The 23,301-nt window shown below is 69.5% G+C and carries 25 protein-coding genes; 7 read left to right on the top strand and 18 right to left on the bottom strand.

Translation table 11 applies throughout. From position 1 onward, the window contains the following. Positions 1 to 30 precede the first annotated feature (30 nt). Both nusA and rimP read right to left on the bottom strand, forming a co-directional pair. The gene (nusA, locus tag NJ4_RS20600) at positions 31 to 1,008 is read right to left on the bottom strand and encodes a transcription termination factor NusA (protein ID WP_067439740.1); all 978 of its coding nucleotides are present in this window, start codon (positions 1,006 to 1,008) and stop codon (positions 31 to 33) included. Then, positions 1,008 to 1,490 carry a ribosome maturation factor RimP gene (rimP, locus tag NJ4_RS20595; RefSeq protein WP_067439737.1) on the bottom strand — a complete coding sequence of 161 codons (483 nt, stop codon included), beginning with the start codon at positions 1,488 to 1,490 and terminating at the stop codon, positions 1,008 to 1,010. Before rimP ends, nusA begins: the two co-directional genes overlap by 1 nt. An 82-nt stretch (positions 1,491 to 1,572) precedes the next feature. On the opposite strand from rimP, the gene NJ4_RS20590 reads away from it, so the two are divergent. Together NJ4_RS20590 and NJ4_RS20585 are read left to right on the top strand one after the other, a co-directional pair. Further along, a complete protein-coding gene (locus tag NJ4_RS20590; protein WP_067439734.1) occupies positions 1,573 to 2,094 on the top strand; it encodes a hypothetical protein in 522 nt (173 codons plus the stop codon). Continuing rightward, positions 2,091 to 2,513 (top strand): ferritin-like domain-containing protein, encoded by a 423-nt coding sequence (locus NJ4_RS20585; RefSeq protein WP_067439731.1) that lies wholly within the window; start codon positions 2,091 to 2,093, stop codon positions 2,511 to 2,513. Before NJ4_RS20590 ends, NJ4_RS20585 begins: the two co-directional genes overlap by 4 nt. A gap of 284 nt (positions 2,514 to 2,797) precedes the next feature. On the opposite strand, the gene NJ4_RS20580 is transcribed toward NJ4_RS20585, so the two are convergent. Further along, the gene (locus NJ4_RS20580) at positions 2,798 to 3,523 is read right to left on the bottom strand and encodes an HAD family hydrolase (RefSeq protein WP_067439728.1); all 726 of its coding nucleotides are present in this window, start codon (positions 3,521 to 3,523) and stop codon (positions 2,798 to 2,800) included. A gap of 155 nt (positions 3,524 to 3,678) precedes the next feature. Continuing rightward, on the bottom strand, positions 3,679 to 5,463 hold the full coding sequence (locus NJ4_RS20575; RefSeq protein ID WP_067439725.1) for a proline--tRNA ligase: 1,785 nt from the start codon (positions 5,461 to 5,463) through the stop codon (positions 3,679 to 3,681). Between the two features lie 100 nt (positions 5,464 to 5,563). Between NJ4_RS20575 and NJ4_RS20570 the strand changes: the two genes are divergently transcribed. Beyond that, complete coding sequence (locus tag NJ4_RS20570; RefSeq protein ID WP_067439722.1) at positions 5,564 to 6,058, top strand: ASCH domain-containing protein; 495 nt, start codon at positions 5,564 to 5,566, stop codon at positions 6,056 to 6,058. A 33-nt stretch (positions 6,059 to 6,091) separates the two neighbouring features. Here the strand turns inward: NJ4_RS20570 and NJ4_RS20565 are convergent, their stop codons facing one another. The 4 genes from NJ4_RS20565 to NJ4_RS20550 form a co-directional block, all read right to left on the bottom strand. Beyond that, the gene (locus tag NJ4_RS20565; RefSeq protein ID WP_245644649.1) at positions 6,092 to 6,454 is read right to left on the bottom strand and encodes a DoxX family protein; all 363 of its coding nucleotides are present in this window, start codon (positions 6,452 to 6,454) and stop codon (positions 6,092 to 6,094) included. 42 nt (positions 6,455 to 6,496) lie between these two features. Then, positions 6,497 to 7,333 (bottom strand): GNAT family N-acetyltransferase, encoded by an 837-nt coding sequence (locus NJ4_RS20560; RefSeq protein ID WP_067439748.1) that lies wholly within the window; start codon positions 7,331 to 7,333, stop codon positions 6,497 to 6,499. 112 nt (positions 7,334 to 7,445) lie between these two features. Next, positions 7,446 to 8,597 carry a flavodoxin-dependent (E)-4-hydroxy-3-methylbut-2-enyl-diphosphate synthase gene (gene ispG / locus NJ4_RS20555; protein WP_067439716.1) on the bottom strand — a complete coding sequence of 384 codons (1,152 nt, stop codon included), beginning with the start codon at positions 8,595 to 8,597 and terminating at the stop codon, positions 7,446 to 7,448. Between the two features lie 61 nt (positions 8,598 to 8,658). Further along, positions 8,659 to 10,005, bottom strand: a complete 1,347-nt coding sequence (locus NJ4_RS20550; RefSeq protein WP_067439713.1) for a M50 family metallopeptidase — start codon at positions 10,003 to 10,005, stop codon at positions 8,659 to 8,661. A 122-nt stretch (positions 10,006 to 10,127) separates the two neighbouring features. Between NJ4_RS20550 and NJ4_RS20545 the strand changes: the two genes are divergently transcribed. After that, positions 10,128 to 11,498: a polysaccharide deacetylase family protein gene (locus tag NJ4_RS20545; protein ID WP_082748958.1), complete on the top strand. Its 1,371-nt coding sequence runs from the start codon at positions 10,128 to 10,130 to the stop codon at positions 11,496 to 11,498. A gap of 18 nt (positions 11,499 to 11,516) precedes the next feature. Here NJ4_RS20545 and dxr read toward each other — a convergent pair whose 3' ends face one another. Genes dxr through NJ4_RS20530 form a run of 3 tightly spaced genes read right to left on the bottom strand, consistent with a single transcriptional unit; the run spans position 11,517 to position 14,678 of the window. After that, positions 11,517 to 12,608, bottom strand: a complete 1,092-nt coding sequence (gene dxr, locus NJ4_RS20540; RefSeq protein WP_067439705.1) for a 1-deoxy-D-xylulose-5-phosphate reductoisomerase — start codon at positions 12,606 to 12,608, stop codon at positions 11,517 to 11,519. A 43-nt stretch (positions 12,609 to 12,651) separates the two neighbouring features. Further along, a complete protein-coding gene (locus NJ4_RS20535) occupies positions 12,652 to 14,067 on the bottom strand; it encodes a M1 family metallopeptidase (RefSeq protein WP_067439702.1) in 1,416 nt (471 codons plus the stop codon). Then, entirely contained in the window at positions 14,064 to 14,678 is a 615-nt protein-coding gene (locus tag NJ4_RS20530; protein ID WP_067439699.1) for an AMP-binding protein, read from the bottom strand. Before NJ4_RS20530 ends, NJ4_RS20535 begins: the two co-directional genes overlap by 4 nt. 167 nt (positions 14,679 to 14,845) lie before the next feature. On the opposite strand from NJ4_RS20530, the gene NJ4_RS20525 reads away from it, so the two are divergent. The 3 genes from NJ4_RS20525 (at position 14,846) to NJ4_RS20515 (ending at position 17,705) form a co-directional block, all read left to right on the top strand. Continuing rightward, positions 14,846 to 15,745 (top strand): serine protein kinase RIO, encoded by a 900-nt coding sequence (locus tag NJ4_RS20525; protein ID WP_245644648.1) that lies wholly within the window; start codon positions 14,846 to 14,848, stop codon positions 15,743 to 15,745. A gap of 18 nt (positions 15,746 to 15,763) precedes the next feature. Next, positions 15,764 to 16,423, top strand: a complete 660-nt coding sequence (bluB, locus tag NJ4_RS20520) for a 5,6-dimethylbenzimidazole synthase (protein WP_067439694.1) — start codon at positions 15,764 to 15,766, stop codon at positions 16,421 to 16,423. Between the two features lie 193 nt (positions 16,424 to 16,616). Continuing rightward, positions 16,617 to 17,705 (top strand): LOG family protein, encoded by a 1,089-nt coding sequence (locus NJ4_RS20515; protein WP_067439692.1) that lies wholly within the window; start codon positions 16,617 to 16,619, stop codon positions 17,703 to 17,705. A gap of 4 nt (positions 17,706 to 17,709) precedes the next feature. Here the strand turns inward: NJ4_RS20515 and NJ4_RS25765 are convergent, their stop codons facing one another. The 7 genes from NJ4_RS25765 to NJ4_RS20480 form a co-directional block, all read right to left on the bottom strand. Further along, on the bottom strand, positions 17,710 to 18,540 hold the full coding sequence (locus tag NJ4_RS25765) for a hypothetical protein (RefSeq protein ID WP_067439689.1): 831 nt from the start codon (positions 18,538 to 18,540) through the stop codon (positions 17,710 to 17,712). Further along, positions 18,537 to 19,529 (bottom strand): vWA domain-containing protein, encoded by a 993-nt coding sequence (locus tag NJ4_RS20505; RefSeq protein ID WP_067439686.1) that lies wholly within the window; start codon positions 19,527 to 19,529, stop codon positions 18,537 to 18,539. The genes NJ4_RS25765 and NJ4_RS20505 overlap by 4 nt, the downstream gene beginning before the upstream one ends. Continuing rightward, positions 19,526 to 20,503: a VWA domain-containing protein gene (locus NJ4_RS20500; protein ID WP_067439684.1), complete on the bottom strand. Its 978-nt coding sequence runs from the start codon at positions 20,501 to 20,503 to the stop codon at positions 19,526 to 19,528. Before NJ4_RS20500 ends, NJ4_RS20505 begins: the two co-directional genes overlap by 4 nt. Further along, the gene (locus NJ4_RS20495) at positions 20,494 to 20,955 is read right to left on the bottom strand and encodes a hypothetical protein (protein WP_067439681.1); all 462 of its coding nucleotides are present in this window, start codon (positions 20,953 to 20,955) and stop codon (positions 20,494 to 20,496) included. Before NJ4_RS20495 ends, NJ4_RS20500 begins: the two co-directional genes overlap by 10 nt. After that, the gene (locus NJ4_RS20490; protein WP_067439678.1) at positions 20,939 to 21,826 is read right to left on the bottom strand and encodes a DUF58 domain-containing protein; all 888 of its coding nucleotides are present in this window, start codon (positions 21,824 to 21,826) and stop codon (positions 20,939 to 20,941) included. Before NJ4_RS20490 ends, NJ4_RS20495 begins: the two co-directional genes overlap by 17 nt. Positions 21,827 to 21,837: 11 nt before the next feature. After that, the gene (locus NJ4_RS20485) at positions 21,838 to 22,839 is read right to left on the bottom strand and encodes an AAA family ATPase (RefSeq protein WP_067439676.1); all 1,002 of its coding nucleotides are present in this window, start codon (positions 22,837 to 22,839) and stop codon (positions 21,838 to 21,840) included. A gap of 69 nt (positions 22,840 to 22,908) precedes the next feature. Then, the coding region (locus NJ4_RS20480; RefSeq protein WP_245644647.1) for a UDP binding domain-containing protein at positions 22,909 to 23,301 on the bottom strand (393 nt) is incomplete at its 5' end.

The raw sequence follows: 23,301 nt of genomic DNA, 5'->3' as shown, positions 1-23,301 counted from the left end.
TGGTGCCGGAGAACCTCCTGGGACTCGAACTCAGGGTGCGACCGGCGCCTCATCCGAGCGGATGTCGATGCGCCAGCCGGTCAGGCGCGCGGCCAGGCGGGCGTTCTGCCCCTCCTTGCCGATCGCCAGCGACAGCTGGAAGTCGGGCACGATCACCTGGGCCGAACGCTCCTCGAGGGAGACGATCTTCACCGAGCTGACCTGGGCCGGCGACAGCGCGTGTGCGACCAGGTCGGCAGGGTCCTCCGACCACGAGACGATGTCGATCTTCTCGCCGTGCAGCTCGGACATGATGTTGCGCACCCGCTGACCCATCGGGCCGATGCAGGCGCCCTTGGCGTTCACGCCGGGCACGCGTGAGTGCACCGCAATCTTCGTGCGGTGCCCGGCCTCACGGGCGATCGCAGCGATCTCGACGGTGCCGTCGGCGATCTCGGGCACCTCGAGCGCGAACAGCTTGCGCACCAGGTTGGGGTGGGTGCGCGACAGCGTGATCTGCGGGCCACGCATGCCCTTGCGCACCGAGACGACCATGCACTTGATCCGCTCGCCGTGTTCGTACTTCTCCCCCGGGACCCGCTCGCCCAGCGGCAGGATCGCCTCGAGCTTGCCGAGGTCGACCATCACGTCGTCGGGGTTGCGTCCCTGCTGAATGACGCCGGAGATGATGTCGCCCTCCTTGCCGGAGAACTCGCCGAAGCGGATCTCGTCCTCGGCGTCACGCAGGCGCTGGAGCATGATCTGCTTCGCGGTCGTGGCGGCGATGCGTCCGAATCCGGCCGGGGTGTCGTCGTACTCGGCGACGAGGTTGCCCTCCTCGTCGAGCTCGGCGGCGAGCACGGAGACATGGCCGTTCTTCTGGTCCAGCACCACGCGTGCGCGCTCCTGGGCCCCGGGGCTCTTGTGGTACGCCGTGAGCAGGGCTTGCTCGATGGCCTCCACGAGCACGGAGAACTTGATCTCCTTCTCCTGCTCGAGCATGCGGAGGATGTTCAGGTCGATGTCCATCAGGCGTCCTTGTTCTTTCGGTTGAACTCGATCTGGACCTTGGCCTTGGCGATGTCGGCGTAGGCCACCTCGCGCTCGGACCCGGCGATGTCGAGGGTTGCTGCATGCTCGGTGGACGCGGTGATGCGGCCTTCGACCTCGCCGCCCTCGACGAGGGAGACCTTGACCAGGCGATCCTCGTTGCGCCGCCAGTGGCGGGGAAGGGTCAGCGGCCGGTCGACCCCGCGGGAGGTGACCTCGAGGGTGTAGGGGTGCTCCCCCATCACGTCGGAGGCGTCGAGAACTCGCTCGATCTCCTTGGTTGCCTCGGCGACGTCATCGAGGGTGACCCCGCCGTCCTTGTCCACGGCGACGCGAAGGACGCGCCGCTTGCCCGCGGGAGTGATCTCGACCGCTTCGACGTCGAGGCCGAGGGTCGACAGGGGGTCGATGAGTTCCGCTTCGATGCGATCCCTGGTTGCGTCAGACTTGGCGCTGCTCACGGGTGCGACCTCCTTGTGCTGTTGTGGGCACAACCATACTGGCAATCTCGTGGGATCAAGACCTCCGGTTAGAGTCTGCCGCGTGCCACTGTCCTCACGCTCCGTCTCGCGACGTACGACGCTCGCTGCCGCTCCGCTGCTCCTGCTGGCGAGCTGCCGCTGGGGACCGGCGGACGACTCCGGCTCCGAGCGCGAGGCCAAGCCCACCGGCAGCGCATCTGCGAAGCCGTCGGACGACGACCAGGTGACCGCGGCACGCGACGCGATCCGCCGGGTGGAGGTCTTCGTCTCCACCACCTCGAACACCCACGGCAGGTTGTCCACGCCGCTGGCAGCACTGACGGCTCTGCACGGCGCCCACCTGGAGCTCCTCGAGGACCACAGCGATCCCGACGAGCCCACCCCGCGCACGCAGGTGCCCGCCCGCACCGGAGCCGCGCTGGTCGCCGTACGCCGCGAGGAGCAGTCCCTGCAACGCACGCTGACCCAGCTGGCCGGCGAGGTGTCCAGCGGAACCCTGGCCCGCACCCTGGCCGCGATGGCTGCCGGCGTCGCCCAACAGATCGCCGTGCTTCCGACGAACCCGAAGGGCGACGGCGCATGAGCCCGGTCGAGTCACTGCAGACCACGCTGGCCGCCGAGCACGCGGCCGTCTGGCTCTACGGAGTACTGGGCGGGCAGACCTCCCAGACCTCCCAACCCCGGCTCTACGGGGTCTTCACCGCCGCCTATGCCGCCCACCGCGGTCGGCGCGACCAGCTGGTGCGCTGGATCCTGGACGCCGACGCGGAGCCGGTGGTGGCCGACGTCGCCTACGAGCTGCCGAACCCGGCACGCACCCCGGCCCAGCTCAGCGCGATCGCTCTCCAGGTCGAGCAACGCTGTGCCGCGACGTACGCCGACCTGGTCGCGCGCACCGTCGACGACGTGCGCGCCTGGGGCGTCACCGCGCTGATCGAGGCGGCGGTGCGACAGCTCGACGTCGACGGAGAGCCGACGGACCTGCCCGGCATCGACACCTGACGCACGGACCCGGCTGACCGGACGCACTCGAGCCGGTCACACCCGGCCCGAGGGGGCCAGGAGCGGCCCGAGAAGGTGGCCCGGCGTCGGGGAAGCCCCGAGATCTGCCCCGACGCCGGCTGGTTCATCCGAGTATGAACACCACCTGTGGATGATCCTTCCCCACATATCCGGTGGTGCCCAGAGGTTGGCGACTGCATGTTCTTGCTTTGCAAGAACATGCAGAAGTGATTCGCCGATCTGTGCAGTCCGGAAGGGAGCGGACCGAGCCGCAGGAGAGGGGGTCAGCCGGCGTGCCACCGGGTCACGACATCCAGGATCTCGCCCAGCTCCTGAACCACCGCGTCCGGCGTGCCTTCGGTGTGACCCACCTGGTTGGCAGGGATCGCACTGTGCGGGATGTGGATCGCCCGGAGCCCGGCGTTCTGGGCGCCCCAGACGTCGTCGAAGAGGCGGTCGCCGACATAGACGCACCGCGACGGGTCGTCGGTGCCGACCGCGTCCATCGCCGCCGCGAACGCCTGCGGTGACGGCTTCGTCCACGGGATCTCGCTGGTGTAGACGTCGCCGTCGACGAGGTGGTCGACACCGTCGCGGCGGAAGAACTGCTCGTGCCAGGCGCGCGGCCAGATCGTGTTGGACAGCACACCGACCTTGAGTCCGAGGGCACGCAGCCCCTCGAACAGCGGAGCCACCTGCGCGTCAGTGCCGGTGTGCGGCTCCCAGAACTCGCGATAGGCGGCCAGGAGCTCGGGGTCGTGATCGAGACCGGCCTCGGTGAACAGGTCGGCCACGGTCGAGCTCTGCTGGTGGTCTCGCGAGCGACCCCAGATCACGTCGCCGGCCGCGTGCAGGCGCTCGGCGTACGCGTGGTGGTCGTCGTCGGGGCTCGGTGTGGTGATGACCGCCTGGGCCAGGGCCAACGACTCGGCGTGGAAGTCGATGTCGTGCCACTGGGTCAGCGTGCCGCCCCAGTCGAAGATGACGGCGTCGAGGTGTCCACTCTGCATGTGCGCACGCTATCGACAGATCAAAGTCTCGCCCCGATCACCCCGCGACCGGTGTGCGCGGTCGGGGCGCCGCGAGCATGGATGCCCTGGACCTCACCGAGTCCCGCACCCGGGACGGGGTCGACGACACCGTCCCGGGACGGGAGTGAGAGCGGTCAGCCCTTGACCAGGTCGGTCAGGTGCTTGACGATCTCGCCGAGCGGGATGTTCTCGCGCTCGCCCGAGCGCCGGTCCTTGACCTCGATGGTGCCGTCGTCGGCCAACCCGCGACCGACCACCACGATGGTCGGGACGCCGATCAGCTCGGCGTCCTTGAACTTCACGCCCGGGCTGACCTTGGTGGGGCGGTCGTCGAAGATCACGTCGACGCCGGCCTTGGACAGGTCAGCCGCAATGCGCTCGGCCGCGGCGTAGATGTCGGGGTCCTTGCCGGTGGCGACCAGGTGCACGTCGGCCGGTGCGACCTCGCGCGGCCAGATCAGCCCGGCCTCGTCGTGGTTGCCCTCGGCAATGACCGGCACCGCACGCGAGACGCCGATGCCGTAGGAGCCCATGGTGACGGTGACCAGCTTGCCGTTCTCGTCGAGCACCTTGAGGTCGAGCGCCTCGGCGTACTTGCGACCGAGCTGGAAGATGTGGCCCATCTCGATGCCGCGCGCGGTCTCGAGGACGCCGCCGCGCCCCTCGGTGGCGCACTGCGGGCAGGCGTCGCCGTCACGGACCTCGGCCGCCTCGATCGTGCCGTCGGGGGTGAAGTCGCGGCCGGCCACGAGGTCGATGACGTGCTGGCCGTCGGTGTCGGCGCCGGTCACCCAACGGGTGCCCTCGGAGATCCGCGGGTCGACCACGTAGCGGATCTTGCTGTCGGACTCCTCCCCCAGCATGCCGGGGCCGATGTAGCCCTTCACGAGCGCCGGGTGCTTGCGGAACTCGGTCTCGTCCATGGGCTCGACCTCGATCGGCTCGAGCTGGCCCTCGAGGCGCTTCTGGTCGACCTCGCGGTCGCCGGGGACGCCGATGGCGAGGGGCTCACGGGTGCCGTCGGGGTGCTTGAGCATCACCAGGACGTTCTTGAGCGTGTCGCCGGCCGCCCAGGGGCGGTCCTGGCGGGGGAACCTCTCGTTGAGGTGGGCGACCAGGGTGTCGATGGTGGGCGTCGCCGGTGTCTGCTCGGCGTGGGCGGGAGGCGCGTCGTCGTACGGCACGGCGGCCGGCGCGGGCACGGCCACCGCTTCGACGTTGGCGGCGTAGTCACAGGTCGAGCACTGCACGAACGTGTCCTCGCCGACGTCGAGGCGGGCCAGGAACTCCTCGCTCTTCGACCCACCCATCGCGCCGCTGGTGGCCTTGACGATCACGTAGTCGAAGCCGAACCGGTCGAAGGTCTTGATGTACGCCGCACGGTGGGCGGCGTACGACGCGTCGAGGCCCTCGTCGCTGGTGTCAAAGGAGTAGGAGTCCTTCATGGTGAACTCGCGGCCGCGCATCAACCCGGCGCGGGGACGCGCCTCGTCGCGATACTTGGTCTGGATCTGGTAGAGCCAGACCGGCAGGTCCTTGTAGGAGGAGTAGAGGTCCTTGACCGTGAGGGTGAACATCTCCTCGTGGGTGGGACCGAGCAGGTAGTCGGCACCCTTGCGGTCCTTGAGCCGGAAGATGCCGTCGCCGTACTCGGTCCACCGACCGGTGGCCTCGTAGGGCTCGCGGGGCAGCAGCGCGGGGAACTGGAGCTCCTGGGCGCCCATCGCGTCCATCTCGTCGCGGATGATGTTCTCGACCTTGCGGAAGACCCGCAGACCCAGCGGCAGCCAGCTGTAGATGCCCGGCGCGGCGCGACGGATGTAGCCGGCCCGTACGAGCAGTCGGTGGCTGGGCACCTCGGCGTCGTTGGGGTCGTCGCGGAGCGTGCGGACGAACAGGTGGGACATGCGAAGGATCATGCGGGCAAGGCTATCCGCGGCACCCCGGCGGCTGCACACCGGTTTCGCCGTCGGTCAGACCGGCGCCGCGCTGCTCCGACCAGGGCCGTACGCTCCGGGCATGAGTGATGACGCCATCCAGGCATTCTGGGAGAACGCCAAGGTGCGGGCCAACCTCAATCGCCTCCGGGCCTACACGGGCCCCAACGCCCAGGAGTCCCTGTGCCCGCCGTCGTGGTCCTTCGGCGCGAACCCGGAGCAGGCCGACAGCCTGCTCGGTCTGGTGCTCGACGGCACCAAGACGGCCACCGCCTCGGCGCTGCGTGACTACGTCGACGAGGAGCTCCCCAGTGTGGGCGGCCTCTCCATCATCACCGACGGCGCCGAGAGGCCCCGGGTGCTGATCGTGACCACCCGGGTCCGCGAGGTCCCGTTCGGTGAGGTCGAGGCCGAGCATGCCCGCCGGGAGGGCGAGGGCGATCTGAGCCTGGACCACTGGCGCGAGGTGCACCGCGAGTTCTTCACCGAGACCGCGGCACTCACCGGAGCAGACCCTGAGGTCACCGACGACCTGCCGGTGATCCTCGAGGACTTCGAGGTGGTCTGGCAGCCCTGACGCTGCCTTCCGACCCGTCCGACCCGTCCGACGTCAGCCGCGGGCGGCCTTGAGCGCGCTGCGGATCATCGGGATCTGCAGCGGGAGGCGCGCGAGCGTGCCGACCTTGAGGCCGGTGCTGCTCCGCTTCTGGGCGTCGGCGGCCATGGTGAAGTTCGCCGGGTAGACCGCCAGCAGCAGGCCGGCGCTGGCCCAGCCGGCCAGGCTGCGCGTGCGCGGGTGAAGGAGACCTGCGGCGCAGGCGAGCTCGGCGACTCCCGATCCGAGCACGACCTCGCGCTTGGCGGGCACGACCTTCGGCACGATCGGCTCGTAGACCTCGGGCTTGACCAGGTGGATGACGCCGGAGACAGCGAAGATGCCGGCCAGGCCGAGGACGTCCTTGGGAATGTTCACGCCGCCAGCGTAGGCGGGTCGTGGGCACCCGCCCATCCACGTTCAGAACATGATCGTGGTGAACTTCGTGGTCTCCACGAAACCGGCCCGTTCGTAGGCCTTGCGCGCCCCGATGTTGTGGTCGTTGACGTAGAGCGAGGCGACCGGCGCGATGTCGGCACGGACCATCTCGGTCACGGCGGCCATGCAGCGGGTGGCCAACCCCTCACCCCGGCGATCCGGGACGACGTACACCCCCTGGATCTGGGCCGCTGAGGGTGAGGCGCAGGCGACCTCGGCCTTGAACACGACGCGGCCGTCCTCGACCAGGGCGAACTGCCAGCCCTTGGAGATCAGCTGCATCACGCGGGCCCGGTAGAGGTTGCCGCCACCGCCCCACTCCGGGGAGATGCCGACCTCCTCGGTGTACATCGCGACGCAGGCGGGGTAGGCCGCATCGATGTCGCCCGCGACGGTACGACGCACGCCGGGGTGAGGCTCGACCGACGGTGGGCCGGCGATCTCGAGGTGGGGCTGGTGGGGTCGTACTTCGCGGGGCCTCCCCCACTCGGCGGCCATCGCCTGCCACAGGCCTTCGACGGCGTCCGCGGGACCCACGATGGTGGAGACGCGGGCCCGCCCGCGCAGGGCGTAGCGACCGAGCTCCTCGTAGTCCTCGGGTCGCACCTCGACCGGCACCAGATTCGCACCCAGGTGCACCGCGGAGACCAGGGTGTCGCCCTCGAACCTGCCGGCCACCTCGCCACCCAGCCACCGCGGCTCGAGCTTGGTGGTGCGGGCGCGGTAGTCGGCGAACACGTTGACCACCGGACTCGCCGCGACGAGCGCGAGGAACTGCGGCACGTCGTCAGGCCCCAGCGGGCGCACGTGGGAGTTCATCGACACGTCCCGGAGCCTAGGGCATGTGCGGTCCGCGTCGAACTTTCGTCCGGACCGCCGATCAATGGGCGATTTCACGCACCTGCTGCGTGAAATCCTTCAGTGATGGCGGTCAGCTGACCGAGACCGCGGCGGTGGCGCCCTCGACCGGCTCCATGTCCTCGGCGAGTCGCATCGCCTCTTCGATGAGCGTCTCCACGATCTGCGACTCCGGCACGGTCTTGATGACCTCGCCCTTGACGAAGATCTGGCCCTTGCCGTTGCCGGAGGCCACTCCGAGGTCGGCCTCGCGGGCCTCACCCGGGCCGTTGACGACGCAGCCCATCACGGCCACGCGGAGCGGCACCTCGAGCCCGTCGAGGCCGGCGGTGACCTCCTCGGCGAGCTTGTAGACGTCGACCTGGGCGCGGCCGCAGGACGGGCACGACACGATCTCGAGCTTGCGCGGGCGCAGGTTGAGCGACTGCAGGATCTGGATGCCGACCTTGACCTCCTCGACCGGCGGGGCCGAGAGGCTGACCCTGATCGTGTCGCCGATGCCCTTGCTGAGCAGCGCCCCGAACGCGGTCGCGGACTTGATCGTGCCCTGGAATGCCGGACCGGCCTCGGTGACGCCGAGGTGCAACGGCCAGTCGCCCCGCTCGGCGAGCAGTTCGTAGGCACGCACCATCACGACCGGGTCGTTGTGCTTGACGGAGATCTTGAAGTCCTGAAAACCGTGCTCCTCGAACAGCCCGGCCTCCCAGACGGCGCTCTCCATCAGCGCCTCGGGCGTGGCCTTGCCGTACTTCTCGAGCAGTCGCTTGTCGAGGGACCCCGCGTTGACGCCGATGCGGATCGAGGTGCCGTGGTCCTTGGCGGCGGCCGCGATCTCCTTCACCTGGTCGTCGAACTGGCGGATGTTGCCCGGGTTGACACGTACGGCGGCACAGCCGGCCTCGATCGCGGCGAAGACGTATTTCGGCTGGAAGTGGATGTCGGCGATCACCGGGATCTGCGAGTGCTGGGCGATCTCGGCCAGCGCGTCGGCGTCGTCCTGGCTGGGGCAGGCGATGCGGACGATGTCGCAGCCGGCGGCGGTCAGCTCGGCGATCTGCTGGAGGGTGCTGTTGACGTCGGAGGTCAACGTGGTGGTCATCGACTGCACGGAGACCGGGTGGTCGCTGCCGACCCCGACCTTGCCGACCTGGATCTGGCGGGTCTTGCGTCGCGGCGCCAGCACCGGCGGCGGGGCTTCGGGCATGCCAAGGGAGATCGCGGTCATGGCGCCAGTCTACGTACGTCGGGTCGAGCCACCACTTCGCAGGACGTCCGGACCGAGGAGGTCAGGCGAGGTGGATCGGGACGACGACGTCGCCGACGATCAGCACCAGGCTCATGAGCAGGAAGGCACCGGCCACCACGTAGGCGATCGGCAGCAGCTTGGCGACGTCGACGTACCCGGGGTCGGGTCTGCGGAACACCTTGGCGAACCCGCGCCGCACCCCCTCGTAGAGGGCACCGGCAATGTGGCCGCCGTCCAACGGCAGGAGGGGCACGAAGTTGAACATGCCGATGAAGAAGTTGAACCCGGCGATGAGCATCAGCAGCATCACCAGCTTCTCCTTGACCGGGAACGCCTCGTGCGCCGCGGTCTCACCGGCGATCCGACCGCCGCCGACCAGGCTCATCGGGCCCTCGGGATCGCGCTTCTCCACCCCGACGATCGCCTTGCCGACTCCCCACACCTTGCTGGGCAGGTGGGCCAGCGCCTCGACGGTGTCGACGGTCATGGTGCCCATGGTGTCGACGGTGTAGACCAGTCCGCCGGTGGTCGGCGCGGCGTTGGGCACGAAGCCGAGGAAGCCGACGGCCGTCAACGTGTCGTCGGTCTGCGAGGTCGGCCGGGGGTCCACGACCGTGTTCGTGGTCAGCGTCTTCTGCTCGTCGCCGCGCTGCACCACGATGACGGCCCGGTTGTCGCCGTTGTCGCGGATCAGCGTGGACAGCTTCGACCAGTCGTCGCCGATCTCGGTGCCGTTGAAGCTGAGGATGCGGTCGCCCTTCAGGAGACCCGCGTCCGCGGCCGGTGACTCCGGGTCCTCGGGCGTGCACTCCCGGCCGGAGTCCTTGTAGGGCACGACGCAGGGTTGGACCGCGGTCACCTCGGGCGTGGTCCGCATGTCGCCGAGGTTGCCGTACGTCGCGAAGACGCCACCGAAGATCACGAACGCGATCGCGATGTTCACCGCGGGGCCGGCGGCCATCACGATGACCTTCTTCCACCATGACATCTTGTAGAAGAGGCGGTCGGAGTCCTCGGCCTTGACCAGCTCCCACTCGGCGGCGCGGGCGTCGCTGATCAGCTGGGTGAACATGCCGGTGTTGGACTGACGCAGTCGCTCGACCTCGTTGCCGTCCTCGTCGACGATCGTCTCGCGCACCGCGTCCTTCTCGGGCGGGAGCATGCCGACGATCTTCACGAAGCCGCCGAGCGGGATCGCCTTGATGCCGTACTCGGTCTCGCCGACCTTCTTCGACCAGATCGTGTTGCCGAACCCGACGAAATACTGGGTGACCTTGCCGCCGAACTTCTTCGCCCACACCATGTGGCCGAGCTCGTGGAGCGCGATCGAGACCAGGATGGCGACCACGAAGATCACCACGCCGAGCGTGTAGTAGAGCACGGTCATGCGATGGAAGGTCCCTTCGAGTCACCCGGGGCGTACCTCACCACGGTACTTCCTGCGCCCAGCCGGCGACGACTTTCGGCATTCCTCTGCGCGCGCGGGCCGCCCGGGCGCATCCTCGCACCATGCGGGGAGCGCGCTGGTGGGGTCTCGCGGTGTTGATGGCGATGGTCATCGGACCGGGTTCGTCGTACGCCGTCTCCACGCCGAACGCCGCCTCCCAGCTGGCCACGCCGACCCGGTGCAGTGCCGGGCTGGTGGCGCTGACCTTCGATGACGGACCGTCCTCGTCGGTGACCCCCGGCCTGCTGCGGATCCTGCGGGAGAACCGGGTGCGGGCGACCTTCTTCATGGTCGGCGAACGGGTCGCCTCCGCTCCCGGCACGGCCCGCGCGGTCAGCCGCGCCGGGCACGTGATCGCCAACCACACCTGGCACCACACGCTGATGACCAGTCAGTCCGACGCCCAGATCAGGGACGCCCTGCTCTCCACCGACCGTGCGCTGCGCTGGGCGGGTGCCACCCCCGGCCACCTCATGCGTCCGCCGTACGGCGGCGTCAACACCCGGGTGTACGCCGCGATCGCACGCGCGGGGTTCCTGCCGGTGCTGTGGGACGTCGACCCGGAGGACTGGGAAGGCCGTTCGACGCAGGCGATCGCGAACTCGGTGATCGCGCAGCTGCGACCGCACCGCAGCAACGTGGTGCTGCAGCACGACGGGGTGCGCAACTCCCCCGCGTCGGTGGCCGCAGTTCCGCAGATCATCCACCGGGCCCGCCGACTCGGCTACTGCTTCGCCGTGCTGGGTGCGGACGGACGCCCGGCTCCGCCCGTCCCCCGCGTCACGATGACCGGGACGCGCGTGCCCGAGGGCGCGGTCGCCCGGGTGCGGGTCAGGCTCGACCAGCCCACCTCGCGCAGGGTCAGCCTCGAGCTGAGCACCGCCACGTCGGGGGCTGGCGCGGCGGACCTAGTCGCGCGACGCACCAGGGTGGTCTTCCCGGTCGGTACGACGACTCGCACGGTGCTGGTCCGGACCCGGCAGGACACCCTCGACGAACGCAACGAGAGCTTCGTCGTGCGGTTGTCCTCACCACGGGGATCCACGATCGGCACCACGTCACGACGCGTCGTGATCGTGGACGACGACGCACCTCCAGGGGTCCGGGTGCGCAATCTGAAGGTCGTCGAACCCACCGCAGGTACGACGACCGCGGGCGTGGCCGTCGAGCTCGGGCGGCCCAGCGGGCGCAGGATCGTGGTGTCGGTGAGGACGCGGCCGGGCACCGCCCGGGCGACCGACTTCTCGCCCCGCGCGGCACGCGTGGTGATCCCAGCAGGTCGAGCGCGCGTCAGGTTCGACGTCCAGATCCTTGCCGACCTGCTCGTCGAGCCCGACGAGACGTTCACTGTGGAGATCGTGTCGGCGACCAACGCCACGGTGGTGGCGCGCCCGGCCACCGTGACCATCACACCGGCAGTCGAGAGCCCGTGAGGAACCGGTCGACCACGGTCAGACCAGTGAGGCCCGGGCCTGCTCGCGCGCCCACCGGTCTGCTGCCAGCACGTCGTCGACGGTGAGCTCGGCGAGCTCCGGCTGCTCGTAGGACGCGAGCACGGAGGCCACCGTGTCGACGATCGCCACGAACGGGAGATCCCCGGCCAGGAACGCCTCGACGCACACCTCGTTGGCCGCGTTGTAGACCGCGGGTGCCGTGCCGCCGCGACGTCCGGCCTCACTGGCCAGGCCGACGGCAGGGAACGCCTCATGGTCGAGCGGGAGGAACTCCCAGGTCTCCGGCCTGGTCCAGTCGACCGGTGGAGCCGCGTCGGGCACCCGGTCGGGCCAGTTCAGGCCGAGCGCGATCGGGATCATCATGGTGGGCGGGCTGGCCTGCACCAGCGTCGACCCGTCGTGGAACTCGACCATCGAGTGCACCACCGAGGTCGGGTGCACGACCACCTCGATGTGGTCGAAGTCGATGCCGAAGAGCAGGTGCGCCTCGATCACCTCGAGTCCCTTGTTGACCAGGGTGGCGGAGTTGACGGTGATCACCGGGCCCATCGACCAGGTCGGGTGGTTCAGTGCCTCCTCGCGGGTCACGCCGGCCAGCTCCTCGCGGGTGCGGCCGCGAAACGGTCCACCGCTGGCGGTGAGCACGAGTCGGCGTACCTCGTCGGGGGCTCCGCCGCGCAGGCACTGAGCGACCGCCGAGTGCTCGCTGTCGACCGGCACGATCTGGCCGGGCTTGGCTCGAGTGGTGACCAGGGGGCCGCCGATGATCAGCGACTCCTTGTTGGCCAGCGCGAGGGTGGTGCCGGCCTCGAGCGCGGCCAGTGTCGGGCGCAGGCCGACGGCGCCGGTGATCCCGTTGAGCACGACGTCTGCCTCGAGGCCGGCCGCCTCCACCGACGCGTCCTCCCCGAGCCCGGAGTACGCCGGCGCGAACTCACGCACCTGTGCGTCGAAGAGCTCCTCGTTGGAGCCCCCGGCGGTCAGCGCGACGACCCGGAACCGGTCGGGGTTGGCGCGCACCAGGTCGAGGGCCTGGGTGCCGATGGATCCGGTGGATCCGAGGACGACGATGTCGCGAGGTGAGGTCACCCGCCCAGTGTTTCAGGTGGTTCGGCCCAGGGTCGGACCTGGCTCAGGCGAGCCCGTTCGCGGCGGTCTTCGCCGGCCGGGCGGCGGTGAACAGCCACGCGTCGAAGAACGAGTCGAGGCTCTCACCGCTGGTCGACTCGGCGAGCGCGATGAAGTCGGCCGTCGATCCGTGCTCACGATCGCTGATCCACGCCTGCAGCACGGCCTTGAAGTCGTCGTCCCCGATGCGGTGCCGCAACGCCTGCAGGGTCATCGCGCCGCGCTCGTAGACCGCTCCGTCGAACAACCGGGCCACGCCCGGGTTGCCGATGCGCACCTTCCAGAAGTCGGACCCGGCCGCGTTGGCGTTCCAGGCGCTGAGCAGCCAGGCCTGCGGGGTCGCCTCACCCCAGTTCTTCGACCAGAGCATCTCGAAGTAGGTGGCCGGCCCTTCGTTGAGCCAGATGTCGCGCCAGTTCCGCACGCTGACCTTGTCACCGAACCACTGGTGGGCGATCTCGTGGACCACCAACCAGGTCGAGCCTGTGCCGCCTGCGTAGGGGTAGGTCGGCCGGGTCTGGTTCTCCAGCGCGAAGCCGACGTCGACGCCGGTGACCAGACCACCGGTGATCGAGAACGGGTAGGGACCCAGCCACGACTCCAGCCAGGCCACCACCTTCGGGGTCTGCCGGAGCAGGGCGAGCGACTGCCGCTGCTCGCCGGGGGGCAGGTCCCGCGAGACCGCGTTGAGCCAGGGCAGGCCCGTCGCCGACCGTCCCCGCTCGATGGCGAAGCGACCGGCCGCGAAGAACGCGAGGTAGGGCGCCATCGGCTCGACGGCGCGCCAGTGCCACACGGTCGTCGTACGACGCTTGGTGACGCTCTCGAGGGTGCCGTTGGCGATCGCGCGCTGCCCCTTGGCGACGGTGATGCGGATGTCGAAGGCGGCCTTGTCACGCGGGTGGTCGTTGCCGGCGAACCACCAGGCGGCGATCTGCGGCTCCCCCATCGCGACGATCTCGTTGCGGTTGGCCACCCACGGCTTCTCTCCGCCCCACCCGATGCTGGCGGGGCGGCCGTGATAGGCCACCCGGACGACGAACGAGCTGCCCTTCGCGATCGACCGCGGCGGGGTGATCTGAACCTCGTGCCGGTTGGGCCGGTGGAACCGGGCGCGCCGCCCGTCGACGGTGACCGAGTCGACCGGCAGCACCAGGTCGACGTTGAGCCTGCTCAGCGCCTGGGTTGCGGTCGCCCGGAACGCGGTGACGCCGGTGACGCGTCCCTGTGCGGTCGCCACCCGGTTGCGGATGTCGTAGCGGGCGACGTCGTAGCCGCCGTTGCCGTGCTGCGGAAAGTAGGTGTCGCCGATGCCGGCAGCGCCGGCGGTCGGCCGGTCGGTCGTCGCCGTCGCGGCCGAGATGCCTCCCGCGAGACAGACGACGGAGACGGCTGCGGCCAGCCAACGGGTCACGGTCATGCGGGATCTCCCAGCGTGAGGACGGTTCCGGAGACGAGGGCGCTCAGGGCGGTGCCGAAGCGGCTCGGGTCGGCCAGTGCGTCACCCACGGCCACCAGCCCGTCGACGACGTACGCCGTGGCGCGCGGCGAGACCGGCTCGCATCCCGCCGGGTCGGTGCGGCCGGCCTTGATGGCGATGTCCCAGGCCAGGTCGCGGGCCTCGTCGGCGGGCTCGAGGCCGTTGACGATCACGGCCTGCGGCACGTGGCCGGTGAAGTCGAGCTCGGTGTCGGTCACGACGAGGTGGGGCGCGAACTCCTCGAGCCGCCCGCCGGTGAGCACGACGCAGGTCGCGCCGACTCGGGCAGCAGCCAGGAGTACGAGCAGCTCACGAGCGGGATCGGCCAGCTGCACGCCGACGTGGTGGCCGGGCAGCACACCCAGACCGCGCATGGCGCCCGCGAGGGCACCGACCTGCTCGAGGAGACCCGCGTAGCTGAACTCGTGGGCCCCGGTGACGGCCGTGTCGGTGGAGCGCCCCTTGATGACGGGCAGGTCGACCGCGTTGTAGGTGAGGTTGGTCGTGCCCTCGTCACCGTCGCCGGGCCTCCGGAACCACGCCAGCTCCACGTCGTACTCCTTGCGACTAAATCGGTTGCACGCGGGTGCCGCGGTGCGGGAACGTTCTGGGCGAAGCGTACGGCGTCAGGTCGTGCCCGTTGAGAGGAGCCGTGACATGTCCACAACTGTCCTCGGTCTGCCCACAGACCGACCCTCTCACTCCTGGAGCACCTCTGATGATGCACGACTTCGCGGGCGCCGACTCTGACGCCGACCCCGCAACGCAGCACCGCACCACCGACGTCGACCGTCTCGACGGCATCGACGAATCCTTCGTCTTCGACTTCGAGGCCCTCGACGAACCCGACGACGAGGGCCAGCGCTGGTCGACATGGCTCTCGGTCGAGCCACTCTGCCGCGGCCCGGAGCCCCGTCCCGACTGGGTGGTGACCTCCCAGGCCGCCGTCGACACCGAGCTCGGCATCCTCAAGACCGGCAAGGAGGCCGAGGTCTTCCTGGTCGAGCGCGGTGTGCCCGGCGGCGAGTCCGTGGTGATGGCCGCGAAACGCTACAAGTCCCGCGAGCACACCTCGTTCCACCGCAGCGGCGCCTACACCGAGGGCTGGTCGACCAAGCGGTCTCGCGACGCCCGGGCGGTCAAGGCCAAGTCGTCGTTCGGGCGCGAGGTCGCGTCTGGGCAGTGGGCGAACTCGGAGTGGACCGCGTTGAAACGGTTCTGGGAGGCCGGGGTGCCGGTCCCCTACCCGGTGCAGATCGACGGCACCGAGATCCTGATGGAGTTCATCTCGGTCGACGGGGAGCCTGCGCCGCGGTTGGCCCAGACCCGGCCGGCCGCCGATCTGCTGGAGCACTGGTTCGAGCAGCTGCGATCGGCGATGGGGGCGCTGGCCCGCGACGGTGTCGCCCATGGCGACCTCTCGCCGTACAACATCCTCGCCGCGGGCGAGCGGCTGGTGATCATCGACCTGCCGCAGGCCGTGGACCTGGCCGGCAACGTCCAGGGCACGGACTTCCTGATGCGCGACTGCACCAACGTGTGCACCTGGTTCCGCAGGAAGGGCCTCGCCGTCGACGAGCACGAGCTGTTCGGGGAGTTGCTCGCCCAGGCGTTCTGACCCGGTACGGTTCGCGCCGTGGACCTCTATGACGTGATCAACCGCCGCCGCGACACTCGGGCCGAGTTCACCGGCCAGCCGGTGGCACAGGACGTGCTGACCCGGGTGCTCAGTGCTGCCCACACCGCGCCGAGTGTCGGGATGAGCCAGCCCTGGGACTTCGTGCTGGTGCGCGACCCCGAGAAGCTGGACGCGTTCCACGAGCACGTCGCGACCGAGCGTGAGGTCTTCGCTACCTCTCTGGAGGGCGAACGGTCCGAGACATTCAGCCGCATCAAGATCGAGGGGATTCGCGAGTCAGGGTTGGGGATCGTGGTCGGCTACGACCCCACCCGCGGCGGCCAGCACGTGCTGGGGAGGCACGCCATCGCCGACGCCGGGCTCTACTCGGTGTGCCTGGCCATCCAGAACCTGTGGCTGGCCGCGACCGCTGAGGGGCTGGGGGTGGGATGGGTGAGCTTCTACCGCGAGGAGTTCCTCTCCGACCTGGTCGGCTTCCCCGGACAGATCCGGCCGATCGCCTGGTTGTGCGTCGGCGCGGTGGCCGACCTTCCGGACGTGCCGGATCTCGAACGCTTCGGCTGGCGGCACCGCTCCCCGCTCGAGTCGGTGTTGCATCTCGACTCATGGACACCCGCTGATGGGCTCCCGCATGGTGAGGCACGGCAGGCGCGGTGACCTTGGATTCCGGTTGAATGAATGGTTGTTCAACGGCCCGTTTGAACAACCATTCATTCAACCGGGGTGTCTGAGGCCGGGCACTGCGACCGGGCAGAACGTCGGGCAGAGGGTCAGGCAGAGGATCAGGCGGAGGGTCAGGCGGAGGGTCAGGCGGAGTGCCGGGCATCGGGCGACCAACTAGCCTCGCTTCATGCACAAGCGACGGGGACGCGTGGTCGAGGTCGAGACCTTGGCGGAGTTCGACCGGCGGATCAGTCAGGGAACCACGTCGATGACCGGCTGGCATCTCCAGTCGGTCGACCTGTCCGGCCGGGGCGAGCAGCTGCACCGGCTGCGGGTCGCGGGAGCGCTGTTCCTGGGCTGCACGTTCGCCGTCGGCGACGAGGACGACGTGCGCGCCCGCGGCGGCATCGTCTTCCCGGTGGTGCCCGACGTGCCGGTCGACACCTACCGAGGTGTGCTCTACACCCCGGCCGAGCTGTTCGACACCACGCCGTACGACGCCTGCCTGGACGCCCGGGTCTACGCCTGGTCGAAGCAGCCACCCGACCTCGACGCGACCCTCGCCCAGGCCCTGCACGACCACGCCGTCGACAACGCTCTCGGCGGCTGGCGGACCGGTCGACATCTCGTCGGTGTGATGGGTGGCCATGCGCTGCAGCGGGGCGAGCCGGCGTACGCCGATGCCGCGCAGCTGGGCCGGCTGCTGGCCTCCGGCGACGCACTCACCGTGGCCACCGGTGGCGGCCCCGGAGCGATGGAGGCAGCCAACCTGGGCGCCTGGATGTCCGCCCACGCAACCGACGATCTCCAGTCAGCGTTGACGAAACTCGCCGAGGCCCCGTCGTTCCGACCGGACGTGGGGGTGTGGGCGAAGGCGGCGTTCGAGGTGCTCGCCGACTTCCCGGAAGGTACGTCGTCCCTCGGCATCCCGACCTGGCACTACGGCCATGAACCACCCAACGCCTTCGCCAGCGCGATCGCGAAGTACTTCCGCAACGCCACCCGTGAGGCGATCCTGCTCGAGGTCTGCGATGCCGGCATCGTGTTCCTTCCCGGCGCTGGCGGCACGGTGCAGGAGATCTTCCAGGATGCCTGCGAGAACTACTACGCCGACGAGTCCTCCGTGGCACCGATGGTGTTGGTCGGGGTCGAGCACTGGACCCGCACGGTTCCTGCCTGGCCGCTCCTGCGGGCACTGGCCGCAGGCCGGCCGATGGAGCCGCACGTGCATCTCGTCGACACGATCGAGGAGGCCGTGGAGCTGGTGCGCGGGTGAGGAGTCACCATTCGTAGCCGGGCTCGGAGTCGCCGTACTGGTAGTCCTCGAGGTCCCGGGTCTTCTGCCGCTGGGCGCGGCCCTTCTCGTTGCGCTTGTCGAGCTTCTGCTTCTGCTGCTTCTGCTTTTCCTTCTTCTGCTGTTCCTGCTTCTCCTGCTTCTTCTTCTCCTGAGGGTCCTGTTCCTGCTTCTGCTTCTGCTGCTCGATCTTCTGGCGCAACCGCTCGTCGACCGCCGCGGCGTCCTTGGTCTGGTCGTCGCCCCGGCCGGAGTCGGTCGGGCAGTCACCGGCGGCGAGCACGTCGCGCCCGGCCTGCCACTGCTTGATCGGGTCCTCGGCGGGCTCGTCCTCAGCGCCCTCGTCGGAGCCCGAGTCGGAGCCTTCGTCCGGAGCGGCACCGGAGCTGAACGCGACCCCGTCGGCGGTCCCGTCAGCCGAGGCCTCCCCCGATCCGCCCGCCTCCAGGGCGGCGTCACCGAGCGCTTCGTGGGCCAGCGCCATGTTGATCCGAACCGTGCACTCCTCGTCGTCGGGCACGTCCTCCAACGCCGCGTCGTACGACGACAGGGCGCCCTGGTAGTCCTCGTCCTGGTGCCTGGCCGCGCCCTCGTTGAACGACGCGATCCAGGGCTCCATGACGTTCAGGGACCCGTTGCCGGCGAACTCGCGTGCGGCCTTCGCGAAGTCGTCCTTGCCGAAGGCGTCGTCGCCGGCGGCCTGCGCCGAGAGCATCAGGCCGACCTTGCCGGCGAAGAGCACCGCGAGGACCAGTGGCAGCAGCCCGATCAGGAGCAGTCGGTTGCGCCAGGTGCGGCGGGCGGGATTCGTGCTCACAGCTGCTTCAACTCCCGTCGTGACGCGTGGAACCCGCGCCAGGCGATGGCCAGCTCGAGCAGCGCCAGCACGAAGAGCCCCAGGGCGAACATCCAGTAGACCTCGTGCTTGGTCGTGATCGAGTCGTCCTCGTCGGCGAAGGACTGCTCGATGTCGTCCGCCCAGTCCCCGAGCCCACCGGGCTCCTGCCGGTGGCGATAGTCCCCGCCCAGGTCGGAGGCGACGTCGGTGAGGTTCTCCTCGTCGATCTTCGACAGCGCGTCCTCGTGGGTCGAGTCGTCGTAGATGAAGGAGGTGGGGTCGTCCTCGTCGATCGGCATCTTGCCGCCCGACTCGGTGCCGTAACCGAGCACCAGGCCGCCGTCGACGTGGTCGTCGAGCCCGGCGAACGTGTGCTGCTCGCTGCCCTCCCTGGTGTTCTCCCCGTCACTGGCGAAGACCACCAGCCGTTTGCGCTGCGGGTGACGCTCGTCGGCAAGCTCGAGCGACTCGGTCATCTCGTCGAGCGGCTCGTCGATCATCGACCCGGCACCGTCCAGGGCTCCCTCGACCTTCAGCACGTCCACCGCCGACAGGAACGCCTCGGTGTCACTGGAGTAGGGCAGCTCGGTGCGCACGAAGCCACCGAAGGTGATCAGGGAGAACCGGGCCCCGGGGAAGGCGTCGATCAGCTCGTGCAGGTCATCGCGTACGCCGTCCATCCGCGGCTGGTCGCCGTCCCAGTCCAGGGCAGACATGCTGGTGGTGCGGTCGATGACGACGAGGATCTCGAGATCGGAGGTCTTGGCCTCCGCCGGGACGGCACCGTAGCCGGGGCGGACCAGGATGCCGACCAGGGCCAGCACCATCAGGATGCGGATCGTCCACGCGCCACGCTCCAACGGCCGTCGTACGACGAACGCGAGGCACACGATCACCATCAGGGCGGCTCCGACGCCGATCAACCAGCCCGGCGCCAACGGCCGGAAGACGACCTCGAACGCGTTCATGCTCGCCTCCTGACGCCTGCGATGACGACCAGAAGCACGCCCGCCGAGGTCAGGCCCGCGCCCAGGGCGGGCCGGTCGATCACGGTGACCCGCGGGGGCTCCTTGCTGCGTGCGGTCTCGAGGTCGTTGATGCCCTCGACGATCGAGCCGGTCGAGCCGTCGCTGCCCATCAGCTGGAACGTGCCGCCGGTGTTCTCCGCCGCGGCCTCGAACTCCTGGACGGCGCTCTCACGGTAGGACATCTCGCGGGTGCCCAGGCCGTAGACGACGACGTCGTTCTCGGCGGCGTAGTCGGAGGACTCGGGCAGCGTGAAAACCGGCTTGCCCTGCGGGTCGTTGTCGGAGGCGAGCACCACGGCGCGTCCCCGCTCCTGGTCGGGACGGTCGAACCGGTCGACACAGGAGACCAGGCCATCGCTGATCAGGGACCCCTTGTCGTCACCGATGTAGGTGCCGGCCGAGTAGTTGTAGTCATAGCTGGCGAACTTCTCGGCGGCGAGGTCCAGCTGCTCGACGACGAAGTCGTAGTCGTCGGTCAACGGGAAGACGGTCACCGCGACCCCGCTCCAGATCGTCAACCCGATGCGCTCACCGTTGAGACCCTCGACGATCTTGCTGAACTCGCGGGCCAGCTCCTCGTCGTAGTCCACCATCGACCCGGAGACGTCGAGGCAGAGCATGATGTCGCGGTTGCGGACCTCCTCCTGGTGGGTCTTCACCGAGGTGAGGCGACCGGCGAGCAGGATGCTGCCCCCGATCAGGAACAGCACCGCGAACACGCGCGCCAGCATCTCGAGCTCACGGCGACGGGCGAGCACCCGGAACCGCGGGATCCCCCGCAGTCGTTGGGCATGCGCGACCAGCACCGCGTTGCGCGGTGAGCGACGGAACGGGGTCGGGAAGAACCACACCACCAGCCACACCACGACGATCACCGCGAGGGCGATGACCAACCAGGTCCACTTCAGCTCCATGAGCCCACCAACCAGCGAGCGCGGTCGAGCGTCGCGCCGAACGGCTCGATGGCGCCGCCGTCCGGGGCGAACTCCGGCGGGTAGATCAGCGCGATGGTCTCGGCCAGGTGGGGAACGCCGGCTGCCCGGAGGTCGGCCAGCGCCATGCTGCGCGTGGGCAGACCGGAGACCTCCGCCACGAAGTCACGGATCACGGTGCTCAGCTGCTGGTAGCCCGTGCGTTCGGGCAGCTGCCCGCCGTGCACCTGGTGCCCGATGCGGTCGATCTCGCCCATCGCCCGGGTGCGGGCGGTGGGCACGTTGCCGGGGCGCGGTGCCTTGGGTTGACCACCGTGCGACCAGACCAGCACGACGAGGTAGAACAGCGCGACCAGGACGACCGCTCCGATCGCCAACCAGAGCCACAGCGACGAGTAGTCGACCGGGCCCGAGAACTCATCGGCGTCCGGCATGGCGGTGCCTCTCGAGAAGACGCAGCACGGCGCGGATCGCACTTCCGTCGTCGTGCACGGTCTCGTGCACGATGCCCAGCGAGTCGAGCTCACGGCGCATGCTCGTGGCCTGCCCGGTCAACAGAGCGGCGTACTCGCGGCGCAAGGTCTCGTCGTAGCGTGCCCACTCGGGCACCACGTTCCCCGAGTCGATGTCGACCACGTTGCCGGTCGACGGGATCGAGGTCGGGTCGAGGTCGCCGATCGAGACGAAGAGCACCTCGTGCTGCACGGCGAGGCGACGCAACACCGCAGCGAGGCCGGTGTCGATCGTGTACTCGTCGGAGATGACCACCATGATCGTGCGGCGGCGCACGGTGCGGGCGACGTACTGCAGCAAGCCGGTCAGGTCGGAGGCGGGCGAGGTCGGTGCCGTGTTGTCATGGATGGCGGAGAGGCGGCGCTCCAGGTTGAGCTCACCGCTCGCCGGCGGCATCTGGTGGGTCTGTGTCGCGTCGCCGTACGCCAGGGCGACCCGGTCGCCGTGACGCACCGCGAGATAGCCGATCACGCCCGAGACCATCACCGCGAGGTCGCGCTTGGGCACGTCGAGGTCGTTCATCGCGGCCATGCTGCGCCCGGTCGAGGCGACCAGGAGGATGGTGTGCTTGCGGGCCGCGGCATAGCGCTTGACCAGCAGCGCGCGACTGCGCGCCGAGGCCTTCCAGTCGATGTCCTTCACGTCGTCGCCGCGCACGTATTCGCGCAGGTCGGTGAAGTCCATGCTGCGGCCGGTGTGCATCGAGGCGTACTCGCCCTCGAGAAGGCCACGCACCTTTCTGTGCGCGTGGATCGACATGCGGGCCTTGACCCGGGTCAGGTGGGCTGTCATTGCGCGACCGATCAGGGCGACGGGACGGCGGCGAACACGGCGTCGATGACCATCTCCGGCTTGACCCGCTCGGCCAGTGCCTCGAAGTTGAGGTGGATGCGGTGACGCAGGATCGCGTGGCGCAGGTGGCGCACGTCCTCGGGGATCACGTGGTTGCGGCCGTTGATCACCGCCAGTGCTCGAGCCACCTGGTAGAACGCGATCGTGCCGCGGGGGCTGGCACCGATCTCCACGTAGCGGCCCTGCTCCGGCCCCAGCACTCGTTCGGTCGCACGGGTGGCATGCACCAGGGCAACGATGTAGCGCTTGATCACCGGGTCGACGTACACCCGCTCGACGAGACGCTGGAGATAGCCGACCTGCTCGGGGGTGACCACGGAGGCGACGGTGCTGCCGGTGCCCAGGGCGCCCGTGTCGTAGCGGTCGAGGACCTCGAGCTCCTCGGTGTCGTTGGGGTACTCCACGACCTCCTTGAGCAGGAAGCGGTCCATCTGGGCCTGCGGGAGGACGTAGGTGCCCTCCTCCTCGATCGGGTTCTGGGTGGCCAGCACCATGAACGGTGTGGGCAGTGGGTGGATCACTCCGGCGATCGAGGTCTGCCGCTCCTGCATGGCCTCGAGCATCGCAGACTGTGTCTTGGCGCTGGCCCGGTTGATCTCGTCGAGCAGCACGAAGTTGGCGTGCACCGGCCCGAGCTGGGTCTCGAACTCGTGGTTGCGTGGGTCATAGACCTGGGTGCCGATGATGTCGGAGGGCAGCAGGTCGGGGGTGCACTGGATCCGCGCGAAGTCGGCGCGCACGGCCTTGGCCAGGGTCGAGGCGGCCAGCGTCTTGGCCAGGCCGGGGACGCTCTCGAGGAGGATGTGCCCCTCGGCCATCAGCGCCACCAGCAGGGAGGTGCGCAGCTGCTCCTGGCCCACGATCTTCTTCGAGAAGGCGCCGGAGATCTCGTCGAGGATCCCGGTGGCCTTGGTCAGCTCGACCTGCTCGATCGTTCGGGGGCGTGCCGACATGCGTTGATCCTCTTCCCTGCGGTGAGTGGGTGCGTTCGCCAGCATGCCACCGCAGGGTCGCGGCCAAACTCACGCCAGGTCGGCAAGTTCCTTCGCCTGCGGCCGACCGACGGACGCGCCCTGAGCCACCAGCGTGCCGAGGGTCCGCACGTCCCACCCGGCGGCCAGCCACGGCTGCGGGTCGAGGGAGTTGCGCGCGTCGATGAGCACGCTCCCCCGGGCCGCCCGACGCAACGCGGCCGGGTCGAGCTCACGGAACTCGGCCCAGTCGGTCAGGTGGAGCACGACGTCGGCCTTGCGGCAGGCGGCAACCGCGTTGGCGGCGTACCGCAGCTCGGGCGCCACGGACCGCGCCGGCACCGAGGCCTGCGGGTCGTAGACGGTCACCCATGCGCCGGCCGCACGGAGCCGGCGAGCCACGTCGAGCGCCGGCGAGTCACGGACGTCGTCCGAGAGCGGCTT

It is taken from the genome of Nocardioides jensenii JCM 1364 = NBRC 14755, assembly GCF_001552535.1.
Classification (GTDB): domain Bacteria; phylum Actinomycetota; class Actinomycetes; order Propionibacteriales; family Nocardioidaceae; genus Nocardioides; species Nocardioides jensenii.
Note: the sequence above shows the minus strand (reverse complement) of the source record. Positions and strands in the feature narration are given on the sequence as shown.